The 15912-nt window shown below is 65.6% G+C and carries 11 protein-coding genes and 1 tRNA gene; 2 read left to right on the top strand and 10 right to left on the bottom strand.

All coding sequences use genetic code 11. From position 1 onward, the window contains the following. Positions 1-133: 133 nt before the first annotated feature. The 7 genes from yacG to murA all read right to left on the bottom strand — a co-directional run bounded on the left by yacG (position 134) and on the right by murA (position 5602). A complete protein-coding gene (gene yacG / locus ACN0TK_RS17475; RefSeq protein ID WP_417310823.1) occupies positions 134-334 on the bottom strand; it encodes a DNA gyrase inhibitor YacG in 201 nt (66 codons plus the stop codon). Continuing rightward, positions 334-972: a Maf-like protein gene (locus ACN0TK_RS17480; RefSeq protein ID WP_417310824.1), complete on the bottom strand. Its 639-nt coding sequence runs from the start codon at positions 970-972 to the stop codon at positions 334-336. Before ACN0TK_RS17480 ends, yacG begins: the two co-directional genes overlap by 1 nt. A gap of 84 nt (positions 973-1056) precedes the next feature. Beyond that, on the bottom strand, positions 1057-1275 hold the full coding sequence (gene infA / locus ACN0TK_RS17485) for a translation initiation factor IF-1 (protein ID WP_035082742.1): 219 nt from the start codon (positions 1273-1275) through the stop codon (positions 1057-1059). 158 nt (positions 1276-1433) lie between these two features. Next, the gene (locus ACN0TK_RS17490; protein WP_417310825.1) at positions 1434-2420 is read right to left on the bottom strand and encodes a UPF0262 family protein; all 987 of its coding nucleotides are present in this window, start codon (positions 2418-2420) and stop codon (positions 1434-1436) included. A 6-nt stretch (positions 2421-2426) separates the two neighbouring features. Beyond that, positions 2427-3719: a histidinol dehydrogenase gene (gene hisD, locus ACN0TK_RS17495; RefSeq protein ID WP_417310826.1), complete on the bottom strand. Its 1293-nt coding sequence runs from the start codon at positions 3717-3719 to the stop codon at positions 2427-2429. Next, positions 3719-4171: a DUF2948 family protein gene (locus ACN0TK_RS17500; RefSeq protein WP_417310827.1), complete on the bottom strand. Its 453-nt coding sequence runs from the start codon at positions 4169-4171 to the stop codon at positions 3719-3721. Before ACN0TK_RS17500 ends, hisD begins: the two co-directional genes overlap by 1 nt. Positions 4172-4318: 147 nt before the next feature. Then, entirely contained in the window at positions 4319-5602 is a 1284-nt protein-coding gene (gene murA, locus ACN0TK_RS17505) for a UDP-N-acetylglucosamine 1-carboxyvinyltransferase (RefSeq protein WP_417310828.1), read from the bottom strand. 673 nt (positions 5603-6275) lie between these two features. Here murA and ACN0TK_RS17510 point away from each other — a divergent pair. Then, positions 6276-6350, top strand: a tRNA-Thr gene (locus ACN0TK_RS17510). A 724-nt stretch (positions 6351-7074) separates the two neighbouring features. Beyond that, the gene (locus ACN0TK_RS17515) at positions 7075-13395 is read left to right on the top strand and encodes a hypothetical protein (protein ID WP_417310829.1); all 6321 of its coding nucleotides are present in this window, start codon (positions 7075-7077) and stop codon (positions 13393-13395) included. 69 nt (positions 13396-13464) lie between these two features. On the opposite strand, the gene ACN0TK_RS17520 is transcribed toward ACN0TK_RS17515, so the two are convergent. From ACN0TK_RS17520 to ACN0TK_RS17530, 3 genes are all read right to left on the bottom strand, one after another. After that, positions 13465-14361 carry an NAD-dependent epimerase/dehydratase family protein gene (locus tag ACN0TK_RS17520; protein WP_417310830.1) on the bottom strand — a complete coding sequence of 299 codons (897 nt, stop codon included), beginning with the start codon at positions 14359-14361 and terminating at the stop codon, positions 13465-13467. A 55-nt stretch (positions 14362-14416) separates the two neighbouring features. Then, complete coding sequence (locus ACN0TK_RS17525) at positions 14417-15433, bottom strand: LacI family DNA-binding transcriptional regulator (RefSeq protein ID WP_417310831.1); 1017 nt, start codon at positions 15431-15433, stop codon at positions 14417-14419. Positions 15434-15515: 82 nt separating this feature from the next. Then, positions 15516-15912 (bottom strand): VOC family protein (locus ACN0TK_RS17530; RefSeq protein ID WP_417310832.1); only part of this gene is annotated, 397 nt, incomplete at its 5' end.

Below are 15912 nucleotides of genomic sequence, written 5' to 3' on the forward strand. Positions count from 1 at the left end.
CGGCGAGACACCCACTGGGAGGCGGGGCGGTGATTGCCGCTTTTTCGCCGCGCTCTCGCCTGCTCGATGAACGGCGATGAACGAAATGGGCAGCGGTTTGCGCAACGGCGTGCCCTGCCCTGCCGGCCGGCGCCTAGACCTCGTCGTCGTCCGGGTCGGTTTCGGCGTCGGTCTCCGCCGGGCCGGCGGGAATGACATAGGCGCCGCTGAGCCAGCGATTGAGATCGATATCGGCGCAGCGGCCCGAGCAGAACGGATGGTGCTGCTGCGAAGACGGCTTGCCGCAGATCGGACAGGGGCGCGTGGGTTTGAGGCGGACGACGTTGTCGGCCATCAGACCGCCGCGAGGCTCGACTGGTTGAGCCAGTTGAAGTGGACGGGGTAGCCTTCGCCGGCGAGCAGAGCGACCGTTTCGTTGAGCGGCAGGCCGACGACGCCGGTGTAGGAGCCCTGCAGCTTGATCACGAAGGCGCCGGCAATACCCTGGATGGCGTAACCGCCAGCCTTGTCGCGCCATTCGGCGCTGGCGAGGTAGGATTCGACTTCACGGTTAGACAGGCGCTTGAAGCGCAGGCGGGTTTCCACCAGCCGCTTGCGCATGGCCCCCGAGGGCGTGAGCATGGTGACACCGGTGAAGACGCGGTGCGAACGCCCCGAAAGCAGGCGCAGGCATTCGCTGGCCTCTTCCATGGTCTCGGCCTTGGGCAGAATGCGCCGGCCAACCGCGACGACGGTATCGGCAGCGAGCACCAGCGCGTTGTCGGCAATGCCGGTCGTGCGGGCTTTGAGCTGAGTGGCGAGCGCCTTCTGGTCAGCGAGGCGCTGGGCCAGCTTGCGCGGCAGCTCGTTCTTTTCCGGGGTCTCGTCGATATGCGCCGGCACCAGATGTTCGGGCTCAATGCCGATCTGGTTCAACAGCGCAAGACGCCTGGGCGAAGCCGAAGCGAGGATCAGTTCGGGACGGCTGGCCATCGCGTGAACGCTGCTCCTTAAAGCCTCAATGGGGCCGCAGCCCCCTGCCCTGCCGACGGCAACGCGCCGCCGGAGACAAACGCGCTACTTGAACCGGTAGGTGATGCGACCCTTGGTCAGGTCGTATGGCGTCATTTCGCACAGAACCTTGTCGCCAGCGAGCACGCGAATGCGGTTCTTGCGCATGCGGCCTGCCGTGTGTGCGATGATTTCGTGCTCGTTCTCCAGCTTAACGCGGAAGGTTGCGTTGGGCAGCAGTTCGGTCACGACGCCCGGAAATTCGAGCACTTCTTCCTTGGCCATTCTCTCTCCTGAGACAGCCCCGCAGATCGATACTTACAACGATGTCGGGGCGAGATTGGGCGGCACCTATAATAGATGCCATGGGGTTTGTGAACACCTGCAAGCAGGCGAGTTGGCTTCGATATAGCTATTGTGGGCGCAAATTGCCAGTCGGCACGTCAGGCTGCTGCGCCTGCGCCCTTTCGCGCCCGCTTGCCGCTCGCCTGGGTGAGCTGCTCGAGCCGTTCGCGCACGCGGCGCTGCAGATCATCGCGCAGGGCCCGATAGGCCGCGACGCGTGAGTCGCGATTGCCTTCGACCTCGGTCGGGTCGGGCATGGGCCAGTGCTCGATGGCGCCGGCCTCGAGGTCGCGACGCGCCACGGCCTCCGGCGCATCGGGCGACAGCGTGATGACCAGATCGAAATGGTTGGCGACCAGTTCGTCCATGGTGTGCGGGGTGTGCACCGACATGTCGATGCCGATCTCTTCCATCACCTCGTGCACGAAACCATCGGCCTTGCCCGAGCGCACGCCGGCGGAGCGGACGATCAGACGCCCCGGGAAGGCGCGACGGGCCAGCGCCGCGGCCATGGGCGAGCGCACCGAATTCATCGAACAGACGAAGAGCACCGAGGGCAGATCGGATTCGCGTTCATCGATGCGGCTGGCGAAAGGCTGCACGGCACAGATGAGGGTGAACAGCCGCCGGGCGGTGTTGAGATCCATTTCGAGCTTGTTGTGCAGCCGTGTGCGCAGCAGCTCGGCGGCCTCGTTGTGGAGGCCACGGCGCGCCATGTCGACGGTCTCGATCTGATGGCTCGAGGCGGTCTTGATGGCGTCGTAGTAGCTGTCGCGGATGCGGAAATAGTCGCGGATCAGCTGGCGGAACGGGGTGAGCGAGAGATAGTGCGCTGCAATGGGCTCGTAGGTCTCGGGGTGGCGGACATCGAGCAGGATGTAATTGCCGATGATAGATACGTGCAGCGCATAGGGGCCGCTCGCCTTGACCCGCGCCGGCGCGAAAGCGTTGCCCTCGACGAGATCATAAATGGCGATGCGCCACTCATGCACCTCGTCGGGATTGATCGAGGTGATGGTGTTGGGATCAAGCGTGACGGCGACGATACGGTCCTTGTCGGGATCGAACTGTCGCTGGGTGTTCACCATGGGTCAGGAGTTTAGCCTGATCGCGACCGATCTGCCATGGGCATCGAGACCCTCTGTATCAGCCAGTATGCGCGCGGCGGGCGCCAGGGTCGCGAGCGAGGCCGGCGTGCAGCCGAGCAGCGAGGTGCGCTTCATGAAATCGAGTACGCCCAGGCCAGAGGCGAACCGCGCCGAGCGGGCCGTGGGCAGGACGTGGTTCGAGCCACCCACATAGTCGCCGATGGCTTCGGGCGTGTGGTGACCGAGGAAGATGGCGCCGGCATTGCGGATTTTCGGCAGGAGGCTCTGCGGCTCATCGATTGCCAGTTCGACATGTTCGGAGGCGATGCGATTGGCGAGCTCCACCGCCTGATCGAGCGAGGCGACCGTGATGACAGCGCCAAACTCGTCCCAGCCCTCACGGGCGATCTGTTCGCGCGGCAGGAGGGCCAGTTGCCGGTCGACTTCGGCGGTGACGGCATCGGCCAGATCCGGGTCGGTGGTGACCAGAATCGACTGGGCGCCACCGCCATGCTCGGCCTGCGCCAGGAGGTCAGCCGCCACCCAGGCGGGATTGGCGGAGCGGTCGGCGATGACCAGCACCTCGGAGGGGCCGGCGATCATGTCGATGCCGACGGTGCCGAACACCTGACGCTTGGCGGCCGCGACGAAGGCATTGCCGGGCCCGACGATCTTGGAAACAGCAGGGATCGACTCGGTGCCGAAGGCCAGCGCGGCGATCGCCTGTGCGCCACCGGCGCGATAGATTTCGGTGATGCCGGCGATCTGCGCGGCGGCAAGCACAGCATCGTTGACCACGCCATCGGGCGTCGGCACGGTCATGGCGATGCGGGTGGCACCGGCAACGCTGGCCGGAATGGCGTTCATCAGCACCGAGGACGGATAGGCCGCGAGGCCGCCCGGGACATAGAGCCCGACGGTTTCGACTGGGGTCCAGAGCGTGCCAAGGGTTACGCCCTCGGCATCCTCATAGACATGGTCGGCGGGCTTCTGTTTTTCGTGATGGGCACGGATGCGATCATGCGCGAACTGCAGCGCCTCACGAATGTCGGCGGGCACGCGGGCCGCGGCCTCGGCAATGTCGTCGGCGGAAAACCGCAGCGTCTCTGCCGTCAGCTCCAGCCGATCGAACTTCGCGGTATATTCGAGCAGTGCCGCGTCGCCGCGGGCGCGCACATCGGCGATGATGGCCGCAACGATAGTGCCGACCTCATCGGAGCTTTCGCGCTTCGAGGCCAGCAGATCGTCAAAGGCGCGGGCAAAATCAGGCGCGGCACTATCGAGGCGAACCGGCATCAGGCGGCGTGCCCCGGCTTGGCCCGGGCGGCCCATGCGGCGCCCAAATCCTGCATGCGGGCCTCAAGCGCCTCGACCTCGAGGCGGACGGTCGCGCCACCGGCGAAGGTCAGCGCGATGGTGCCGCTGGGGCTGTCGGTTTCGGTGAAGGTGATGGAGAGCAGTTCGAGCACGCCATCGGTGGCATTGGCATCGAACCCCTGGGTCCGGGCGGCAGAGACGTGATCGAAATGCAGGGCCGCGCGCTTGCGAATGCCGGTCTTGCTGCGAGCGCCGGCAGTGTCGCCTTCCCAGGCGAAGCGGTTCATCAACAGGGCAAAGCGCCGGTCAGCGCGGGCATAGCCCATGTCACCGACGCGGACCACCGCATCCTGGGTGGTGGCGGAAATGACTTCGAGGTCTTCGCTGTCGAGCGCAAGCAGCTTGAGATCGGTCATGGTGCGGTCAGTCATGGCGTCCTGATCTGTCGTGGCTGGGAAACCTGCAGGTGGGGGCCCGCCGGTCGATCTACAAGCTCAAGGTAGGGTGGGCAATGGGTTTGGGGACAGAATGCCGCGCGCCGGACGCCCGGCGCGCCTGCAGCCTGCCTGACCAGCCGATCAGCCGGTGACGCGCTCGATCTCGGCACCGACGGCGCTGAGCTTGTCCTCGAGGCGCTCAAAGCCGCGATCCAGATGATAGATCCGGTTGACGGTGGTTTCGCCGCTGGCGACGAGCCCGGCAATGACCAGCGACACCGAGGCTCGGAGGTCCGTTGCCATCACCTGGGCGCCCTTGAGCTGCGGCACGCCGGTCACCGTCGCGACCTGGCCATCGACCTTGATGTCGGCGCCGAAGCGGGCGAGCTCGGCCACGTGCATGTAGCGGTTCTCGAAGATGGTCTCGCGGATGTGCGAGACGCCCGTCGAGCGCGTCATCAGCGCCATAAACTGGGCCTGAAGATCGGTAGGGAAGCCGGGGAAGGGTTCGGTGTCGACGTCCACCGGCTGAATGCCGTTGCCATTGCGATGAATGCGGACGCCCGAGGCTTCCTCGGTGACGTCGGCGCCGGTGCGGGCCAGAACATCGAGCGCGGCGCGCAGGTGTTCGGCGCGGGCATCGCGCAGCAGCACATCGCCGCCAGTCATGGCCGCGGCCATGGCATAGGTGCCGGTCTCGATGCGATCGGGCACGACCGAATGGGTGGCGCCGTGCAGTTCGTCGACGCCCTCGATGGTGAGGGTGCGCGTGCCGATGCCGTCAATTTTCGCGCCCATCTTGACGAGGCACTCGGCGAGATCGGTGACTTCGGGCTCCATGGCGGCGTTTTCGATGACCGTGGTGCCCTTGGCGAGGGTGGCGGCCATCATTACCACGTGGGTTGCGCCGACGGTGACCTTGGGAAAGACCACGCGGCCACCGCGCAGCCCGCCCGGCGCGCGGGCGACGGCATAGCCTTCGTCGATCTCGATTTCGGCGCCGAGCTGGCGCAGCCCATCAAGGAAAAGATCGACCGGACGCGTGCCGATGGCGCAGCCGCCCGGCAGCGAGACCCGCGCCTCGTGCGCCCGGGCCAGCAGCGGACCGATGACCCAGAAACTGGCGCGCATGGTGGATACGAGCTCATAGGGCGCGGTGGTGTCGACGATCTCGGCGGCCTCGAGCGTCATGCGCTGGCCTTCGAGCTGGATGGGTTTGCGGCCGTGCACGGCGATATCGACGCCGTGGTTCTCGAGGATTTTTTCGAGCTGATTGACGTCGGCCAGCCGCGGCACGTTTTCGAGCACCAGCGGCTCGCGCGTCAGCAAGGAGGCGATCATCAGCGGCAGCGCGGCGTTCTTGGCGCCAGAGATGGGGATTTCTCCCCGCAGCGTGTTGCCGCCAACCAACCGAATGCGATCCATGCTCAATTGTCCCCATGTGGTGGGGACGCAGCCCCGGTGAATGCCTAGCTATCCGAACCGGAGTCCGGCTTCAACTCGTCCCCTGCCCGGGTCCGAGGCTCTGGTTCCATGTCGGTGGGATCAGACGCCGCCGCACGCGCCCGCGCCTGATCCTTCCGGCGGCGCAGGTTCTCCCGCAGCTTTGCGGCCAATCTTTGCTCGCGCGCTTGATCGGATTTCGATCCGGGCATCAGTTCTTGTTCCTCGGGTTCTGCAACCAGCATGCGGGCGATGCTCTGCAACCGCCCGTTAGCAGCGCTCTTGTAGAGCACAAGTTGGCCCGGTGCGAAGACTTGACCATCAGGTGATCTGGGACGACCCTCGACCGAGGTCGCGGCCCGGTGACCGTGACAGCCGCACAACAGGGCGTTTCCCGCCCGACCTGCGCGCATCAAAATGCTTGAGCCCCGACCAAGCAATCGTCAACCGTGTGCACGGCGGCAAACGACGTTAGCGATATTCGCAATCGGTTGTGGAGGCATGCACGTTCCCGAACCGTCTGGTGCAACCGTCAATCGAGCTTGCCACGACGGTTGCGCCCGGGCCAGCATCATGGACTAAGAATTTGGCCTTGCACCCGTCGGCACCCTATGGCAGTAACCGCCTCGTTCGCGGGCAAGGCCCTGCGCCGGATGCTGCAGTAGCTCAGTGGTAGAGCACTCCCTTGGTAAGGGAGAGGTCGGGAGTTCAATCCTCCCTTGCAGCACCATTTGCCCCCCGCTCTTTGGAACTCTTGATTTTAAGGGTCCACCCCGTTTTGCCCCTACAATACGAGCCTGCAATTGGCCGGTAGGATTCGTTATTTCCTCAACGTCGGTGGCCGCTACTCCGCCCGCCGCGTAGTGTCAGCGGCGCTCCGAAACGCCTGGCGAAGCGAGCTGCAAGCTCCCTTTGGTGCCGATAACGCAGGGCACTCGAGATGCTGTCCATGGGGCTGGTTGGCATTGACGCGACGTTCGATCTTGCCGGGCTGTCTTGGCATCCGGCGATAAGCAACTGAACGCAGAGCGAAGCGCGAAGTCGGCGCCAATCTGATCCGCAATGCCGCGTCACTGGTCGAGCTGCGCGGCACCGATCGCGACAGGCTCGGCGCCGTGACGACGGAAACCTTCTATCGACTGTTCGACAAAATCTCGCGCCGCTGAGGCCAGTGCCAAATCGCCTCAGCGTTCGCTTTTCGGCGAACGGCGGCACGGCCAGGTGCCTGTTGCCTTCCTGCGACAGTGCATACGCAATCTCACTTACAATTAACTTCTGACATTGCAGCCACACAATAGAACTCGGACTATTGGCGCCGATTTGAAGGTTGAGCAATGTATTTGAAGTCTTTCTCCGGAAATTATCCGGCTCGCAGGGACCGCAATTATTTTCGGGATTTTCATTTAAGCTGGGCGAGCGCCCTCCTGATACTGGTATTAGGCGCCACAGCGGCGATGCTGAGCCCAATACCTGCAGTGGCGCAGAACGAGGGCTGCGCCACTGATGCTCCGTTTGGTTTGCATATCGAGTGCGTCGATGTGCCGACGGACGGCATTCGCTACCCGAGTGACGCGCACCCGATTGTCATCGAGCTCGAGGTCGGCGACGAGACGCCGGGCGAAACGATCGTGACGTCGGGGAAGGTGGGAATCAGCGTATCGCTCTCGGGCGTCGATGCGAGCGACGGGGCTCAGGATGTCGAGGTCACCTATGTCACCGTCTCTTATGACGACGATGACGATCCCGCCACGCCGGAGGTCGACGTTCTCGCCGCCGAGGGTGGCACGCCCATCCGGGTCGGCGATCCGCCTCAGCTGATCTATCAGACCGGCGAGAACGACGCGCCTGTCTATGTTGTCGGCACTGATGGGCCCACCTATACGGCCACGGAACTGGCCGCGCTGCTGACCACCGCGCCGAGTGACGGCGGGGATGTCGAAGGCACGCTCAACGTCAGGAACGCCGCAGATTTCACGACGGCGAAGGCGCACGGGATCCTGGTCGTCTCAAGCGGCGGCGACGGCGAGGAAGGCTCCTGTACGACGGTGCTGGTCGCCACGTGGTGCCGTGATGGCGCCGATGGCGGGGATGCGGCGTCCGTCTCGGTCAGCAATTACGGCGAAATCACCGTCGATGGCCGTGGCAGCTTTCTGGGCTTGCCGATGCACGGCATTGCGGCGCTCAGCAGTGGTGGCGACGGCGGCGAAGGCGGCGGTGCGTTCGGCCTGGTCTACTCGGAAGCGGAGGCCGGCGGCGACGGCGGCAATGGCGGCGATGTCGGCGTCACCCTTTCGACCGGATCGAAAATCACCGTTCACGGCGATGGCGGACATGGTGTTTACGCCAGAAGCCAGGGCGGCGACGGCGGGCCCGGCGGAGACGATACCGGCGGATTGATCGCGATCGGCGACGAAGGCGGAAATGGTGGCGACGCGGGCCTGGTGGTGGTGACCAATCGGGGTCTGATCACCACGCATGGCGACCACGGGCACGGCATTTACGCCGAGAGCACCGGGGCCGGTGCCGGGTCCGGCAGCGGCACCGGCGGCTTCGTCGCGGTCGGCGGCAATGGCGGCGGCGAATCCAGCGGCGGCAAGGTGGTCGTCAACAATCTCGGTGAAATCACCACCGATGGCAGCGAGTCCTTCGGCGTGCTGGCGCAATCCATCGGCGGCGGTGGCGGCGACGGTGGCGGCTCGGGCGGCGCATTTGCAGTCGGTGGCAGGGCCGGGTCGGGTGGCAATTCCGACCTGGTGACGATCTCCAATTCGGGGACAATCTCGACGGCCGGGGACGGCTCGGTCGGCGTGCTGATGCAGTCGATCGGTGGTGGCGGGGGCAATGGCGGCGACGCCTACGCCTTCGCCCCGGTGGTGGCGGTCGCAATCGGCGGCTCGGGCGGCCTGGGTGGCGATGGCGCCGGGGTCATCTACAACGAGACGGACGACGTGACGAGGCTGACGGGTGCCGTCATCGCCACCACGGGCGACACGGCGCATGGCTTGCAGGCGCAGTCGATCGGCGGCGGTGGCGGTGCTGGCGGCTTCGCATTGGCGGGCGCGGTGCCGGTCAGTGGACTGTCGGTGGTCTTCGGCCTGGGCGGCACAGGCGGCCCCGGGGGCGACGGCGACGACGTGACGGTCAATGCCAAGGGATTGGTGAGCACAGAGGGCAATAGCGCCATCGGCATTCTCGCCCAATCGGTCGGCGGCGGTGGCGGCAGCGGCGGCGGCAGTATAGCGGCCTCCGGTGGCGGAACAATCAGCGTGTCGATGACGGCGGGCGGAAGCGGTGGCACCGGAGGCGATGCGGGGATCGTCGCCGTCAATACGGCAGGGACCATAGCGACCGATGGGGCCCTCGCCCACGCCATTCTGGCACAAAGCGTCGGCGGTGGCGGCGGCAATGGCGGCACTGCCGTGAGTGCCGCCCTCGGGCTGATATCGGCCAGCGCGTCGCTGGGCGGTGACGGCGACAAGGGCGGTGACGGCGATGCGGTGTCGGTCGATACCTATGCCACTGACGAATCCGACGCCATTCTCACCATTGGCGATGGCGCCATAGCCATCCTCGCCCAGTCTATCGGTGGCGGCGGCGGCAATGGCGGCACCGCCGGCAGCGGCAGTTTCAACGGCCTGAGCCTGGCTCTCGGCGGCAGCGGTGAAGGTGGCGGCACGGCAGGCGAGGTCGCCGTGAAAAACCGCGTTGCGGTGTCGACGTCCGGGCTGAACGCGGCCGGCATCCTGGCCCAGAGCGTCGGCGGCGGTGGTGGCAATGGCGGCATGTCCGTGGGCGGCTCGGTCGGTGTCGCGGCGAGCAGCGTTTCACTCGGCGGTGCCGCGGGCGGCGGTAACGATTCCGCCGGCGTCAGCATCGACAATCTCGGCACGATCTTCACCCAGGGGCACATGTCCGCCGGGATCTTCGCGCAGAGCGTCGGTGGTGGCGGCGGTAATGGCGGCTCAGCCTACGCGCTCAGCGGCGCCTTCACCGGCGAGGTGCCGGCAGTGGCGGTCAGCGTGGCGCTTGGCGGCAGTGGTGGTAGCGGCGGTGATGCCGGGATCGTGCGCATCGGTAACGCCGGCTATATCGAAACCCACGGCATATCGGCGCATGGCGTGCTGGCGCAGTCGATCGGTGGCGGCGGCGGGAATGGCGGCCTCGTAGGTTCCGGCGTGATCGCCATCGGCATGAACGCGGCCTCGTTCAACGTGGCTGTCGGCGGCAGCGGTGGCGAGGGTGGCGAGGGCGGCAAGGTCGTCGTCGGGCGCGACAACTCGGGCGAGGGCATCACCGGCGACGCGATCGTCACCACTGGCGAGAGCGCCTCGGGCATCAGGGCGCAATCGATTGGTGGGGGTGGCGGCAATGGCGGGCTGGCGGTGGCCGCCAACCTCAATGGCGTCGTGGAAGGCACCTCGCTCAGTGTCGGCGTTTCCGTCGGTGGATCGGGCGGCGACGGCGGCAATGGCGGCGACGTGGACGTTTTCTCCGACCAGTACATCCTGACGCTGTCCGACAATGCGGAGGGCATTTTCGCGCAGTCGATCGGCGGCGGCGGTGGCGACGGCGGCAATTCGGTGACCGGACTGGTGACCGTGATCGATACGACAAGCACGGCCCGCGCGATCAACCTTGCGACCACGATCGGTGGCTCGGGCGGCGTTGCCGGCGATGGCGCCGGCGTGACGGTGGTCAATCGCGGGACGATCGAAACCGGCCGCGTCGTGATGGACGGCGACAATCCACTACTGGATGCCGAAGGCAATCAGGTGATTGCGGGCGCCAGCTCGCATGGCGTATCGGCGCAGTCGATCGGTGGGGGTGGCGGCGTCGGCGGCCGCGGCAACGCCATCAATCTGGTGCTCGGCAAGTCCTGCGGCGACGAGTGCCCGGCCGATCCGCCCACCAGTGTCGCGCTGAGCGTCTCGGTCGGCGGCGATGGTGGCGCGTCTGGCGACGGCGGGGTGGTCGAGGTCGACAATGAAGGCACCATCGTCACCCATGGCGCTACCGCCAACGGCATTTTCGCGCAGAGCGTGGGTGGCGGCGGCGGTGCCGGCGGCAATGGCATCATCGGCTCGGGCGAATTGCTGCCGACGCCGGTGCCGGTGGACGCGGTGATCGGCCTGACCTTCGACAAGACCAAGAAATATTCGAACCTGTCGGTTGCGGTCGGCGGGTCGGGCGGCAGCAGCGGCGACGGCGGGACCGTGTCGGTCGCCAATAGCGGCGGCATCCGGACCGAAGGGTCGAACTCGACCGCCATTTTCGCGCAAAGCGTCGGCGGCGGCGGCGGTATCGGAGGCCTCGCCGGTATCGGGGCGCTGGGCAAGGTCGGCATCGGCGGCGAAGGCGGCAGCGCCGGAGATGGCGGCACGGTGAGCGTCGCGCTGACCGATGAGGGCGTGATCGAAACGCTGGGCACGGCGTCGCACGGGGTATTCGCGCAGAGCGTCGGTGGTGGCGGTGGCGTTGCCGGCAATATCGACCGGTTCTTGAAGAATGGCTTCGATGACGTACCGGCCCTGAATGTCGGCATCGGCCTCGCCTTCCAGCGTGAGGGCGGTGACGGTGGCGATGGCGGCGACGTCACTGTCACGGCCGACACCGGCACGGCGATCGTCACCCATGGCCAATCGGCGACCGGCATCTTCGCGCAAAGCGTTGGCGGCGGCGGCGGGCTGTTGGGCAATGCGGGCTATGGCGCATTCGGCGAAGCCTCCAATTTCGCCGTCGGCAGTGCCGGCGATGTCGGCGACGCCGGACGGGTGATGATCGACTACACCGGAACGATCCATACATTCGGCGAGAATGCCGCCGGCATCTTCGCGCAAAGCGATGGCGGCGCGACGGATGGGCTGGAGGGCGGCAAGGCCGGCGACGTGATGATCACCCTCGATGGCGTCGTTGTGGCCGAAGGCCTCGGCGCCCATGGTATCGTCGCCACCAGCCGGGCCGACCAAACCAATGGCATCGTCACCATCGCGCTTGCCGAGGACGGCGCTATTGTCGGCGGCGAAAGCAATGATGAACAGACAGCGGTCGGCATCAACCTGACCCATGGCCGCGACAACAGCATCGTCAATAACGGATTGATCACTACGCTCGGCGGTGTCGAGAGCGGATATGCGGTGTTCTCGGGCGATGCGGACGAGACGGTCGATAATGCGGGAACCGTCACCGGCTCGCTGGATCTCGGCGGGGGTCGCAACCGCTTCAACAATACCGGCACGCTGAATTCGGGTGAGCTGGCGCTGCTCGGCTCGTCCGGCAGCTTTGTCAGCGCTGGGCGCCTGTCACCCGGTGGCGATGGTGTGGTGATGGCGACGCAATTCGACAGCGCCCTCATGCAGACCGGCACCTTTGCGATCGACCTCGACTTCCAGTTGCGCCCGCTCGAGCAAGCCGACCCGTTGCAGGCCGCGGAAGCGGATGCGGTCTTCAGTACCCAGGCGATGAACTTCGGCGGCGTGGTCGAACTCTCAATCCTCAACGGTGGCGCTATCGTTTCCGGCGAGCGCCGGGCGCTTCTGGCGCGGTCGGACCTGTCGCTGACGGCGGACGCGCTGGAACTGGACGCCCCGGAATCGGCCATCGCCCGCTATGAACTGGAGACGACGGATACCGAGCTCATACTGAGCTACGGTGTCGATTTCACGCCGGAGGGGCTGAACGCAAACCAGGCCAGTGTCGGGGACCATATCGACGCCATGCAGACCGCCTTCAGTCGGGGCGAGGGCGACACCGAGCAGATGCGGCCGATCACCGATGCGCTGTTCGGGCTGCCCGACCTATTGGCCTATTCGGCGGCGCTGGATTCGCTATCGGCGGAGCTCTACGCGGCGAACCAGGTGACGACGCTGCTGGGTGCGCTCGATTTCGAGAACGCCATGCTCAGTTGCCGGGTGTTCGATGGCGCCTACAAGTTCAACCGCGAAGGGGAATGCCTGTGGGTGGCCGTGGGTGGCGCTTCGACCGAACAGCAGGACAGCGCGACCAGCGGGGGCTTTGCGACGACGACAAGCAAGGTGCGAGTGGGCGCCCAGTTCTCGCCTTCGGTCGACCTCGCCGGCAATTTCGGCATGTCCTACGAGCGCACCAGCACCAGCATCGGCGCCTCCAGCCAGAGCAGCGGCGAACGGCTGCAGCTGGGCGCGGCGCTGAAACAGACCATCGGCGGCACCACGCTCGCCGGGATCGTCTCCGGCGGCATGGACTGGAACCAGGTGACGCGCGCGGTCGCGCTGCCGGGTGACGTTGGCTACCTGCTCGAAGGACAGCAGGAGCTGATGTATGTGGGCGCCCATGCGCGCGTGTCGCACACGTTCGGTCAGGACAGCGCCTATCTGCGGCCCTATGTCGATCTGGGCGTCATGCAGGTGCACAGCGAAGGCTTTACCGAAGACGGCGGGCCGGTGGCGCTCGAGGTCGCGCCGTCGACCCATACCTTCGTCACTGCAACGGCGGCGGTGGAGGTGGGCGGCGAAATCGCACTCGGTGACACGTCCTCGTTGCGGCCGTTCGGCTCGGTGGGAGTTGTCACCACCCATGGTGATGTCAATCCTTGGGTGACGGCCAGATTCGTGGGGGCGCCGGATTCTGTCGACGGGTTCGAAAGCCGCGCGGCAATGGACCCGACCATGCTGGACGTAAACCTGGGGTTCGACCTGCTGTCCAATCAGGGCGTGGTGTTCCGCGCCTCGGCCGGCGCCCTGATCGGGGAAACCACCCTAAGCTATGGCGGCAATCTGAAGTTCTCGCTGCCGTTCTGAGTTGGCCAGAAAGATGCGCCATGGGGGGACCGTCCGGCGGTCCCTCCCCCCATGGCCTGCTGCGTCAGTTCAGGCGCCGGGGACGTATTTGCGCCAGTTGTGCTCTTCCTTGAAGCCGAGGACTTCGCGGATCTTGCGGTTGGAGAGCGGGGCTTCGTATTCGCCCATTTCGCGGGTGATCGGGGTGTTGGGCGCGTAGGTGGCGAGGATTTCGGCGGTCGGCTGGTTGGCGACAATGGTGTCGTTGACCGCGTTGAAGACCTCGAAGCCGAGCCCGTCCTTCTTTATGCACAGGTCAACGATCTGGCCGAGATCGCGGGCGTCGATATAGCTCCAGGCGTTGCGCCGGCGGGAGCCAGGCTCGGCGAGATATTTCGGGAAGTTGGCATAGTCGCCGGGCGACATGACGTTGCCGATCCGTAGCGCATAGATATCGGCGCCGGTGCGCATGGCGAAGGCCCGCGCGGTCTTTTCATTGACCAGCTTCGACAGTCCGTAGCTGTCCATCGGGTCGATGTCGTAATCCTCTTCCAGCGGGAAGCTGTGGTAGTCCTTTTCGCCGTCGGCGAAGCACACGCCATAGGTGGTTTCGCTGGAGGCGATGATGATCTTGCGGATGCCGAGCTTCGTCGCCGCCTCGATGACATTGTAGGTCGAGACCACATTGTCGGAGAAGGTGGCGTCGTCGGGCTTGAGCAGGATGCGCGGCACGGCGCCGAAATGCACCACGGCGTCGAGGGGCGCCGGGCCATCGCCGCTTTTCAGACCGTCGAAATCGAAATGCATCGAGAGCGCATTGAACACCTGGCCGCTGTCGCGCAGGTCGGTTTTGAGCGTGTTGACGCCCGCGTAGTCGAGCGGCGCGAGATCGAGGTTGAGGACGTCATAGCCGTGCTCGACCAGATAGGGGACGACCTCGCGGCCGGCCTTGCCACTGCCGCCGGTGAAGACGATGCGCTTGTTCATGTTCTCTCTCCTCTGGGTCGGCGGTTTGCGCCGAGCGATTTCAGCGGCAGCAGGGTCAGGTGCTTTCGCGGATGATGAGTTCGGGGTCGATGAGGGTGACGCGGGGCGCGGGCAGCACGTCGCCGGCACCGATCAGATCCATCAGCCGGTCGACGGCGAGCCGCGAGACCGCATCGACATCATAGTTGATCGTCGACAGCGGCGGCTCGCCGAATTCGGTGAAGGCGATGTTGTCATAGCCCATGATGGCGAGATCGTCGGGGACGCGCACGCCGTGCTTGTGGCACCAGCGCAGCGCGCCGAGCGCCAGAGAATCATTGTCGGTGAAGATCGCCGTGGGCGGGCCGGGCCGGTTCATCATCTCGTCGAGTGCGAAATAGCCGTGGCGGGCGTAGTGGCCGGTGGTCGGCACGACGAGATCGGGGTCGAACGCCATGCCGGCTTCGGCGAGCGCCTGCTGGTAGCCCTCGAGTTTTTCGTCGTTGCCATTGCGGTGCGAAGCATCGAGGAAGCCGATGCGGCGGTGGCCGCGACCGATGAGATAGCGGGTGGCGCGAAAGCCGCCACTGCGATCGTCGACGCTGACGCCGTCAATGCCGGCATCGGGATCGGCAATCAGCAGCACGAGCGGAAAATTGGCCTTGCGCAGCGGGCGCAGGTGGGCGAGCTCGCGGTGCCGGGTCGGATAGATCAGGATGCCATCGACCTGGCGGGAGCGGAACATGTCGACCACCCGGATTTCTTCCTCGAGCGTGTTGTTCGAGGTCGCAAACAGGGTGCCATAGCCCTTTTCGGCCAGGGCCTTTTCGACGGCCTGGGCGGTGTGGGTCAGGGTGGGATTGAGGATGTCGGTGAGCACCAGGCCGATGGTCCGCGTTTCGCGGCTGACCAGCGACTTGGCGACATGGTTGGGGACGTAGCGCAGTTCGGCGGCGGCCGAGCGGATCTTGTCGCGTGTCTCCGGCGTGATGCGGGGACTGTCCCGCAAGGCCAGAGACACGGTATTCATGGAGAATCCGGTTCTGGTGGCAATATCCCTGAGCGTTACGATCCCTTTGCCCAAGATGTCCACCCAGACCCATTTTCGGCCCTGAAACCACGATCAGCAAATGGCGTCAAGTGCGGTCGCAACTGCCGCCCTGCCCCAGTGGACGTCAAGAAATCGCGCCCTCGGATCTGAGCCGTTCGATGGCCGCATACTGCAGGCTGTTTTCCGCCATCTCCATCAATTCGATGCGATTGCCGTCGGGGTCTTCCAGCCAGGCCTGGCGATTGCCGTCGATCGCCGTTTTGAGCGGCAGGAGCAGTTCGAGCCCGGCCGCTTCGACCTGCGCGAGGACGGAGTCGATGTCATCCACGGTCAGGCACATGTGGTTCATGCCATTGGCGTTCCAGCCGGGCGCGCGATCGTTTTCCGCACCGGGGAAAATCTCGAGGTACTGGTGATCGGTGATGCGCAGGTAGACGAGCCAGACGCTGCCGTCGTCCTTGGTCAGCCGGAGCATTTCCGGAAAGCCGAGCTTGTTGACGTAATAGTCGAGCGAGCGGTCG

Origin of the sequence: Devosia sp. (genome assembly GCF_048261455.1) — a bacterium.
Lineage (GTDB): Bacteria > Pseudomonadota > Alphaproteobacteria > Rhizobiales > Devosiaceae > Devosia_A.